Source organism: uncultured Holdemanella sp., assembly GCF_934772795.1.
GTDB lineage: Bacteria > Bacillota_I > Bacilli_A > Erysipelotrichales > Erysipelotrichaceae > Holdemanella.
The window spans coordinates 19,443-29,532 of sequence record NZ_CAKVMR010000026.1 but is presented as its reverse complement, the minus strand read 5'-3'; the positions used below and the strand labels follow the sequence as shown (position 1 = coordinate 29,532).

At 34.4% G+C, this 10,090-nt stretch carries 9 protein-coding genes; 1 reads left to right on the top strand and 8 read right to left on the bottom strand.

Features of this window, described 5'->3' with window-relative positions; genetic code table 11:
• Positions 1 to 67: 67 nt before the first annotated feature.
• The 7 genes from Q0F04_RS06275 to Q0F04_RS06245 form a co-directional block, all read right to left on the bottom strand.
• On the bottom strand, positions 68 to 928 hold the full coding sequence (locus Q0F04_RS06275) for a hypothetical protein (RefSeq protein ID WP_295751384.1): 861 nt from the start codon (positions 926 to 928) through the stop codon (positions 68 to 70).
• A 49-nt stretch (positions 929 to 977) separates the two neighbouring features.
• Entirely contained in the window at positions 978 to 1,208 is a 231-nt protein-coding gene (gene rpsR / locus Q0F04_RS06270) for a 30S ribosomal protein S18 (protein WP_003864783.1), read from the bottom strand.
• Between the two features lie 17 nt (positions 1,209 to 1,225).
• On the bottom strand, positions 1,226 to 1,744 hold the full coding sequence (gene ssb, locus Q0F04_RS06265) for a single-stranded DNA-binding protein (protein ID WP_117993448.1): 519 nt from the start codon (positions 1,742 to 1,744) through the stop codon (positions 1,226 to 1,228).
• Positions 1,745 to 1,762: 18 nt separating this feature from the next.
• Entirely contained in the window at positions 1,763 to 2,056 is a 294-nt protein-coding gene (gene rpsF / locus Q0F04_RS06260) for a 30S ribosomal protein S6 (RefSeq protein ID WP_117926704.1), read from the bottom strand.
• 106 nt (positions 2,057 to 2,162) lie between these two features.
• A complete protein-coding gene (locus Q0F04_RS06255) occupies positions 2,163 to 3,386 on the bottom strand; it encodes an NUDIX domain-containing protein (protein ID WP_295751382.1) in 1,224 nt (407 codons plus the stop codon).
• Positions 3,383 to 4,639 carry a 2-hydroxyacyl-CoA dehydratase gene (locus Q0F04_RS06250; protein WP_295564388.1) on the bottom strand — a complete coding sequence of 419 codons (1,257 nt, stop codon included), beginning with the start codon at positions 4,637 to 4,639 and terminating at the stop codon, positions 3,383 to 3,385. Before Q0F04_RS06250 ends, Q0F04_RS06255 begins: the two co-directional genes overlap by 4 nt.
• Positions 4,640 to 4,641: 2 nt before the next feature.
• Positions 4,642 to 7,560, bottom strand: a complete 2,919-nt coding sequence (locus Q0F04_RS06245) for an acyl-CoA dehydratase activase (RefSeq protein WP_295751379.1) — start codon at positions 7,558 to 7,560, stop codon at positions 4,642 to 4,644.
• 211 nt (positions 7,561 to 7,771) lie between these two features.
• Here Q0F04_RS06245 and Q0F04_RS06240 point away from each other — a divergent pair, with 211 nt between their 5' ends.
• Positions 7,772 to 9,007, top strand: a complete 1,236-nt coding sequence (locus Q0F04_RS06240; protein ID WP_117572083.1) for an MFS transporter — start codon at positions 7,772 to 7,774, stop codon at positions 9,005 to 9,007.
• Between the two features lie 32 nt (positions 9,008 to 9,039).
• Here Q0F04_RS06240 and Q0F04_RS06235 read toward each other — a convergent pair whose 3' ends face one another.
• Positions 9,040 to 9,996: a helix-turn-helix transcriptional regulator gene (locus Q0F04_RS06235; protein ID WP_295751377.1), complete on the bottom strand. Its 957-nt coding sequence runs from the start codon at positions 9,994 to 9,996 to the stop codon at positions 9,040 to 9,042.
• Between the last annotated feature and the right edge of the window lie 94 nt (positions 9,997 to 10,090).

Below are 10,090 nucleotides of genomic sequence, written 5' to 3'. Positions count from 1 at the left end.
ATTCTTGTAGAGTATAAACAATTTATTCAAATTTCGATCTTCCCATACCGAGTTTTTCATAAATTCTTTACACTACCTCTTTTCGTAACTGTAAAAGACAGTCCAACTCTCCCATAAACATCCACAATAAATTGAGTCCAGGCACAAAAGCACCAAAAATAGAAAGAAACGACCATTTCTTCTTTTGGTGTTTAATACATAAACTCATAAAATAAACAACTCCAAAATATAATAACAAGGTACAATCTACAAAGTAAATAACTTGTGCTAAATCAACGATCCCCGATGGACATTCTATCACATTTTGAACAAAAAAGAACGCAATCCACACCACAATAGAACCTATACCTACCCATCTTGGGCTTTGTACCTTGGATAATGGTTGTGGCGGAACAATGTCCATGTGCATGCGTAAACACACCATTAATGCAACTAAATGAATACATAATGCCTGTAATAGACCTAATAATCCTATCATCAAGTATGTAAATACTTTTAAACTAATAAATGGAATATATTGTGAAATCATACGGAAATCTTCATAAAAATCAATGCCAAATAAAGTACTCCACAATAGAATAATGCATAAATTAGCAATAATAGAAAGAATAAAACAAATAATAAAATTGGTCATATTCTTAGCATGTTTAAACACACCAACCCCATATATAAATCCAATCAATAATGAAGTCCAACTATAAAACCAGGTTGTAAAGCCGCCAAAAAACATGGTCATCAACCCCATACAAGCGGTGACTAATGTTCCCATTTTAATCCCACTCATAGCTGTATAAATAAGTACAGGAAATGCAAAAATCCAAGAAGCACTGGATTCAATCATCAATGCACTCTGTTGATTTAAAAATAATAAAGCTCCATAAATAGCGCAAACCATCGCACCTTTAGTAATTTGTTTCGTTTTTATCATACGCCTATTATATAAAAATAAAAAAAAGACTTCAATATATGAAGTCTAATTAGTCAACCACGTAAGGTAACAAAGCCATTTGACGAGCACGTTTAATAGCTGTTGCTAACATTCTTTGGTATTTTGCACGAGTTCCAGTCACACGTCTAGGAATAATTTTTCCGTTAGCGTTGATGAAACGTTTTAATAATTCTACGTCTTTGTAGTCGATTTCCTTAATTTTGTTCTTAGTGAAGTAACAAACTTTTTTACGACCCATACGTTGTTTTTTAAATGCCATAAGTAAGTCCTTCCTTTCTAGAATGGTAGATCATCACTAGCAATATCTAGTGAATCATCTGCATTGAATGTTGAATCAAATGCGTTATTTGTATTCTGCACAGGATTTGAATATGAATTTTGATTGTATCCATTCTGTACAGGAGCAGCATATGTATTTTGAGCAAAACCTTGATTCATTCCATAATCTTGGCTTGGAGCTGAATAATTTGATTGTGCATTTTTAGGTTCTAAGAATTGAACACTTTCTGCGACAACCTCTGTAACATATACCCTTTGTCCTTGTTGGTTGTCATAAGAACGAGTTTGAATACGCCCTTCTAAACCAATCAATGAACCTTTGTGTAAATACTGTGTCATTAAATCAGCTGTTTTATTCCAAGCAACACAGTTAATAAAATCTGCATCTGGCTGTCCTTGTGTTGAAACACGACGACCAACTGCCATAGTGAATGAGCAAACACTTGTTCCACTTTGCGTTTTACGTAATTCAGGATCACGTGTCAAACGCCCAACCAATACTACTCGATTAATCATATTTCTATTTAACCTCGATTATTTTTCGCCTTCAGTTTTAACAACCATAACACGAATTACATTGTTGCTGATACGAGACAAACGTTGGAATTCAAAAACTCCTGCATTGTTAGCAGTTACGTTGATAACTACATAGTGTCCCTTTTTCATGTGATCGATTTCGTAAGCGAATTCTTTCACACCCCAGTCATCTACTTTGTCAATTGAACCACCGTTATCAGTGATTGTTGCATGTAAACGATCTGAAACTGTTTTGAACGCTGCATCATCTAAAGATGCATTCACAATGTACATAATTTCATATTTTTTCATGTGTACACCTCCCTTTGGTCTTTTTGGCTTCCTACGAAGCAGAGAACAGGCATAAACCTGCCTCGTTATTATAACAAAAAAAGACTTTGCTTGTAAACCACAAAGTCTAATATTTTTTTAATTGATATTGAGCATTGTAATAAAGCTCATTATATTTTGTTCCCGAAAACACTTCAAACACATCGCTTAAGCCTGAAATCAGCTTATAATCCTGAATATTTGCTAGTGGAATCCACTTTGATTCTTCATTTATTTTCCCATTAAACACATTCGTTTTATATAAGAAAACAATATGTCTGCAATTGTCACTCGTGACAAATTGTTTGGTTCCACACAAACATAACTGTTCAACATTTAAACCAGTTTTTTCTTTCACATCACGAATTGCTGATTGTACAAAGGATTCACCAAGTTCAATATTTCCTCCAGGAAATGTATATCCATTTGGATTCTGGCTATTTTGAACTAATACATTACCCTTTTCATCTTGAACCATGACCATATTTGTTAATTCACAATATTCAGCTTGCTTATTCGCATTCAATCGTCTTCTTTCAATTGCTAACTTGCCATCCGCTACAATATTACGAATTTCATTAGAAATACGACGTTCTGGGAAAGCCTTTGAAATATGTTTTTTAGCTTCTAAAGAGAAGTTATCCAAACTATTTTGAAATTCTTCAATACGCTCTGAGAGATCCGGACGAGATAACATCCATTCTTGGAATGCTTCTTGCGCTTCTTGAACGCGCAATTGACTTTCTGCTTCGAAATCCTTCTTGAAAGCTTCCATTTGTGTTTGTACCTTCTGGAATACTTGCTTGCGACGAAGTAGAGCAAGTACTGTGAATACGCAGTCAATGCCAAATCCAATTGTAAAAGCCGATAAGAAGCTCATCAATGCTGTAAGTGGAATATCCATTACAATATCTTGAATCACAGGATGCACAATATATACAACCACAATGGACATGATCCCAAATAATGTGGAGTTCAACAGACATACACGACCATTGATATTCATAAATCTTTCAGAGTAATCCCACCATCTTGTTTTAAATAAAATTTCCATTACCCAACTTGTAATATATTCCAAAGTACTTGTAATAATGACACCCAAAATAAATACAAGTATTGGATAATCTTTCACGAACAATAGAGGATATAAAACCAGTAAAGCACCTACTCCATAGATTGGACAATATGGACCATAAAAGAAGCCTCGGTTAATAAACTTTTTTGCAGGAATTCCACAATATAAATCTTCACAAACCCAACCTAGAAAAGCATACAAAATAAAGTAGGCATAGGCATATACAAACTCCATCATACACTTGCCTTCATTTCTTCACTTAACTTGGCATTTGCCAACATCAATCGAATACGATTTTCCTGATTTACCTTTGATGCACTAGGATCATAGTCGATCGCAACAATATTTGCTTCAGGATATTCATCCTTAATTTTACGAACCATTCCTTTGGCAACAATATGATTTGGTAAACAACCAAATGGCTGCGCACTGATCACATTGGTAACACCACTTTTAATTAATGAAACAACCTCACTCGTTAAAAGCCAACCTTCACCCATTTTCACACCTGGATCAATAAAGGGTTTTCCATTCTCAATCACTTCACTAAAATCATCTGGTGCAATAAATGTACCATCTTTTTTTACTGTATCTCTAAATGTTTTCTGCATACGCATAATCACATCTTTTACTATATTGTATATATAGTGATTTTTTTCGTGCATATGATAATATTCATAATCAATGATTGAATTTTCTACACAATATAGCGCAAAATCCATAACTCCAGAAAGTACTGGTTCAAAGCCTTCTTCAATTAAATAATCTTCTAAGTGTTGATTTCCTAATGGAGAATACTTCATATAGATTTCCCCAACAATTCCAATACGAATCTTATCTTGAGTTCGATCTTGTGGAATGGCTTTAAACATTTCTAACATCTTTTTATAAATACGCTTGGATTGTTTATAAGAACCACGTTCAAATGTTGGAATCAATTCATCTATAAACTGATTTACCGCTCTATCTGTTGCTCCTTTTTCAAGTTCATAAGGCTTTACCTGATTGCTTAACCACATTAAAGCATCACCATATAATGCTCCATAAAGAATACGAAGAATCAAAGGCATTGTAAATTCAACGCTACTGCCTTTTTCGAGTCCATTCGCATTGGCAGATAAACAAGGAATGTGTTGCCATCCTTCCATAGCCAAAGCTTTTCTTAATAAGGAAAGATAATTGCTGGCACGACACCCTCCTGCGGTTTGTGTGATTGCACAGGCTACATGATCCATATCATATTTACCACTCTTTAATGCATCAATCATCTGTCCAATAACCAACAATGCTGGATAACAAGTATCATTATGCACATGGGCTAAGCCTTCTTCTCGTACTTGTTCTCCTTCGTTTGTCAAAACTTCTAATTTATATCCACTTTTCGCGAAGACAGGTGTCAATAAGCGAAAATGAATAGGAAGCATAGAAGGAACTAAAATTGTATAATCCTTCTTCATATCTGAATTAAATAATGTATATTCTAAACTCAATTTTATGCTCCTTTCTGTTGGGCAATCGCCTCTTTCAACGAACGCAAACGAATTTTTGCCGCACCTAAATTATCGATTTCATCAATTTTGATTTGCGTATAAAATTTATTTCCATCCTTTAATATATCTCGAACCTCGTCACTTGTAATGGCATCAATACCGCAGCCAAAACTTACAAGTTGAATCAAGTTCATATCTTTATTCTCGACCACATAATGTGCTGCCTGATAAAGCCTTGCATGATACGTCCATTGATTTAAAACATTCACTTTATGATTCTTTTGACGAGGGACACTTTCCTCACTAACAACCACAAAGCCAAGTTGTGTCAACAACTGGTTCATTTGATGATTGATCAGTGGGTCTAAATGATATGGACGTCCACAAAGCACAATAATCGGATGATTGTTTTCACGTGCATACGCTACTGCTTTTCGATGTTCCTTTACTAATTGTTCATGGAAAGCTTCATACTCATTTGTAGCTGCATTTTTCGCAATAATAATATCTTTTTCACTAAAATGAATACCCACTTTTTCAAAATGCATACGAATAGCTTTCGCAAAAGTTGCATTGTCATCAAAACTAATAAATGGATATACAATTTTTGTCTTATCAAAATCCATATTAGCCGCAATCACTTCTGGATAGTAGGCAACCAATGGACAATTATAATGATTATCCGATTGATGTTCATCTACATTATAGGTCATACATGGATAGAAAATTACATCCACACCTTTATCAATTAATTGTTGAATATGTCCATGGACAATTTTAGCAGGAAAACATGCCGTATCACTAGGAATGCTTTGTTGTCCTGAATGATACATTTCTTTAGTACTAGGTGTTGACCACACAATCTCATAGCCCAAACTATCAAAGAAACGCGTCCAGAAAGGCAATAAGTCATAGTTATTTAAAACTAAAGGCATGCCTATCTTTTTATCATGTTTAAATTTTTTCTTTTGTGCATTCAACATATCCGTTTTGATTTTGTATAAGTCCGGAAGTTCTTCTTTCTTCTCATCAATATTATGCACCATCTTATCACACTTGTTACCTGCAACTAAGCGCGTTCCATCATTGAAAGTATTGATTGTCAATGAACAATGGTTGTTGCAACCTTGGCAAGCAACGGATTGTGATTTATGCGTAAATTTAACAAGTTGTTCATAATTCAAAATATTACTTTTAGTACGATGTAATTTTTTGGCATATAAAGCCGCTCCATAAGCGCCCATTAAAGGGGCAATACTTGGTCGAATCACTTCAAGTCCAAGTTCTTGTTCAAAACAACGAAGCACTGAATCATTTTGGAAAGTTCCCCCCTGCACAACAATATGCTTTCCAATATCATCTTTATTTTTTGCACGAATTACTTTATACAACGCATTCTTTACAACAGATTTGCATAGTCCAGCCGAAATATCTTCAATACTAGCTCCATTCTTTTGTGCTTGTTTAACCCCTGAATTCATAAATACTGTACAACGAGTTCCTAGATCAACAGGGTGTTTTGATTTTAATCCTAATTTAGCGAATTCCACTGCATCATATCCAAGTGATTTTGCGAATGTTTCAATAAAGGAACCACATCCACTTGAACAAGCTTCATTCAACACAATATCATCAATGTGTCCTTCACGAATCTTAAAACACTTAATATCTTGTCCACCAATATCTAATATATAGTCTACATCTGGATTGAAAGATCGAGCAGCTGTATAGTGGGCCATTGTTTCAACGATTCCACCATCCAAGTGGAAGGCGTGACGCATCAATTCTTCGCCATATCCTGTCGCATAAGCTCCATACATTTTAATATTTGGATTGGTTTCATAGATTTTCTTTAAATCTTCTAACACAACATCCAATGGATTTCCTTTATTTGATGTATAAGAATCATATAAAATCGCATCGTTTTCATCGAGTAAAACTAATTTTGTGGTAGTAGAACCTGAATCGATTCCTAAATAGGCTTTGCCTGCATAATCCTTTAACTTTGCATACTTCGCATCATGTGATTTATGACGTTCAATAAATTTTTGATAGTCTTCTTCACTTTCAAACAAAGGCTTTGATTCTGTTAATTTAGCAGGAGCATGCACCAAATCTTCTAAAGCCTTATACAATTCATCATATGTATATTCTTGATCTGCGCAAATGGCAGTTCCTAAAGCAACAAAATTAATGGCTGTTTCAGGACAATTGACTTGTGCATCACTTAATTTCAAAGTCTCAACAAAACGTTTTCTAAGTCCACTTAAGAAATATAATGGTCCCCCCAAGAATAAGATATTCCCTTCAATTTTTCTTCCTTGTGCTAGCGAAGTAATAGTTTGATCCACAACCGCTTGAAAAATACTGGCACACAAATCACATTTATCCACACCTTGATTGATCAATGGTTGAATATCTGTTTTCGCAAACACACCACAACGAGATGCGATTGGGTATAAACGATGATAGTTCAAGCTTGCTTCATTCATTTCTTCTAATGACATATTCAACAAGGTAGCCATTTGATCAATAAAAGCTCCTGTACCACCAGCACAAGTTGAATTCATTCTTTGTTCTACACTACCTTGAAAGAAAAGAATTTTTGCGTCTTCTCCACCAAGCTCAATGGCACAATCTGTTTCCGGGTATAATTTACTAACTCCAGTAGCACTTGCGAATACTTCTTGAACAAAAGGCAATTCTCCTTGTTCACATAATCCTAAAGCCCCTGATCCGCTGATTGCGAATTTAAATGGTTCTTTTGTATATTTCTTTAATTCTACTAATTTATCTAAAGCCTTTTGACGCACTTGCGCCTTGTGTCTTTCATAACTTTTATAACAGATTTGGTTATTTCCATCTAAAACAACCGCTTTGATTGTTGTACTTCCAATGTCGAATCCTATACGATAACCCATAATCTCCTCCATTTTCTTTTTTTATCAGTATTATTATACTCATTTTTCATTTTTTTTCATGTTTTCAGCTCAAAATTAAGACAACACAATAAATATGTTCACTTTGTTGTAGATTATTCGTCCTAAAACATATATCATTAAATTAACGAATAGTTAACATGTTCAATACATTTGTATTGGTATAATTATTTTTGGAAAGTTGGTAAATTAAATGAAAAACAAATTAACAAAGCTTGAGTTCAAGTGGATTTGTTACGACATGGGAAACTCTGCCTTTATTTTATTAGTCGCAACAATTCTTCCTATTTATTTTAATTATCTTTCAAGTTCTCAAGGCGTGGCTGAACACAACTACTTAAGTTATTGGAGCTATGCAGCAAGTCTTTCAACATTAATTGTTGCACTTGCAGGTCCCATTCTAGGAACATTAGCTGACTATAAAGATCATAAGAAAAAAATCTTCTTAACTTGTGCAATGCTAGGCGCATTAGCCCTTGCATGTTTCTGGATTCCTAATTCTTGGTTTGCATTTCTAGTACTATTTGTAGCCGCAAAAGTTGCCTATTCTTTATCCTTGATCGTATATGACTCAATGTTGACGGACATCACTACAGAAGAAAGAATGGATGCCGTAAGTTCAAAAGGATATGCATGGGGATACATTGGTAGTGTTGTTCCATTTATTATCAGTTTAGTCTTTGTATTAATGTACGATAAAATGGGAATGACATTAAAAACAGCTATGATGATCGCATTTATATTAAATGCTGCATGGTGGATTACCTTTACACTTCCTTTAGTAAAAAGCTACAAACAAAAATACTATATTGAACCAGAAGCTCATCCTGCTTTGGATACTTTTACTCGTTTAAAAGAGACATTAATGAAGGCTAAAGAACAAAAGAAAGTCTTCTTATTCTTACTTGCATTTTTCTTCTATATTGATGGTGTATATACAATCATTGATATGGCTACCGCATATGGAACAAGTTTAGGATTAAATACAACTGGACTTCTATTAGCTTTATTGTTGACACAAATTGTTGCCTTCCCTGCAAGTTTAACATTTGCGGTATTATCGAAGACAAAAAATACAGCTTCATTAATTAAAGTTGCGATCATCGCATACTTCTTAATTGCCTTGTTTGCGGTACAATTGGATAAACAATGGGAATTCTGGGTATTAGCGGTTGCGGTTGGATGTTTCCAAGGTGGTATTCAAGCTTTATCCAGATCTTACTTTGCAAAGATCATTCCAGAAAATGCCAGTGGAGAATACTTCGGATTATTTGATATCTGTGGTAAAGGTGCTAGCTTTTTAGGAACTATGTTGATTGGTGTTGTAACTCAAATTACAGGTAAACAAAACTTGGGTGTTGCCGCTATCTCTATCATGTTTGTGGTTGGATATCTGATTTTTAATAAAGTCTCTAAAATAGACGACTAAAAAAGATTGTACAAACAAAGTACAATCTTTTTTTAATCCACTTTCATTACCACTTTTACAATTCCGTACATTGCTGCATATAAGACAGCTGCAACTGGCCAAACAATATAGGTTATATTCCATTGCTTTGTCCATAAGCTCCAGCCAAGATAAATAGCTGTCACAAGACACCAATACGCACCTGTGAATGTTTCAGTTTTCTTTTTTGCGAGCTTTTCTTTTTTAGTAAAGTCACCTTCTTGAAGCAATGTATCATAGCTGCTTTTAATTGTACAAACGCGAACCAGAATATTCACACCAACGGAAACCAAAATTAGTAATGCCACTAAACATAATGTACACACATAATCAGATGCTTCCATGCAACCTGCAATGATCAATGGGATTACCGACAGGATACATAGAACAACACCACATGCTAGAGAATAGGAATAATGTTCTTGAAAGCTTTGATTCTTTTCTTTGACTAGTCCTGTTACACCATATTCTGTTTCAAAGGGTTCTTGTTCTAAATATTGTAATGGACTCAATTTAATTCCTGTTTTGATAAAGATAAACACGGCAAGTGCAACCATACCTAATAATGTAGCACACGCAATACCAATAGCTAAGCCATCATTGAAAGTTGAAACTAGGAATAAAGGAATTGGACTTAAGATACATAATGTTGTTGCATTCGCAAGCATAGGTGCTGCTTTTTTCTTTTCATCCATATATGTATTCGCTTTTTCCATACTCACACGATGTAATTCACTATCTGTATCACATGTTGTCTCTGTATTTTCTTTCTCTATTTCATCTTTTAATAAGTAGTCTGTACTGACTCCAAATAAATCAGCCAACTGAATGATTTTTTTTAAATCTGGAATAGCACCTGCACTCTCCCACTTTGAAACGGATTGTCTAGACACACCTAGTTTTTGTGCAAGATCTTCTTGTGTCCATCCATTCTTTTTTCTTTCTTCAATTATTTTATCGGCTAGAATCATATTTCTTCCTCCTTATCCAAAGTTTACTAAAATTTGCGATTGCATTCCACCAACTAGACTTGTCAATTTATCAATTGATAGTTGCATATACTAT

Coding starts and splice junctions, on each gene's coding strand:
- Q0F04_RS06275 (WP_295751384.1), bottom strand. CDS start 928: ATGATAAAAACGAAACAAATTACTAAAGGTGCGATGGTTTGCGCTATT.
- rpsR (WP_003864783.1), bottom strand. CDS start 1,208: ATGGCATTTAAAAAACAACGTATGGGTCGTAAAAAAGTTTGTTACTTC.
- ssb (WP_117993448.1), bottom strand. CDS start 1,744: ATGATTAATCGAGTAGTATTGGTTGGGCGTTTGACACGTGATCCTGAA.
- rpsF (WP_117926704.1), bottom strand. CDS start 2,056: ATGAAAAAATATGAAATTATGTACATTGTGAATGCATCTTTAGATGAT.
- Q0F04_RS06255 (WP_295751382.1), bottom strand. CDS start 3,386: ATGATGGAGTTTGTATATGCCTATGCCTACTTTATTTTGTATGCTTTT.
- Q0F04_RS06245 (WP_295751379.1), bottom strand. CDS start 7,560: ATGGGTTATCGTATAGGATTCGACATTGGAAGTACAACAATCAAAGCG.
- Q0F04_RS06240 (WP_117572083.1), top strand. CDS start 7,772: ATGAAAAACAAATTAACAAAGCTTGAGTTCAAGTGGATTTGTTACGAC.
- Q0F04_RS06235 (WP_295751377.1), bottom strand. CDS start 9,996: ATGATTCTAGCCGATAAAATAATTGAAGAAAGAAAAAAGAATGGATGG.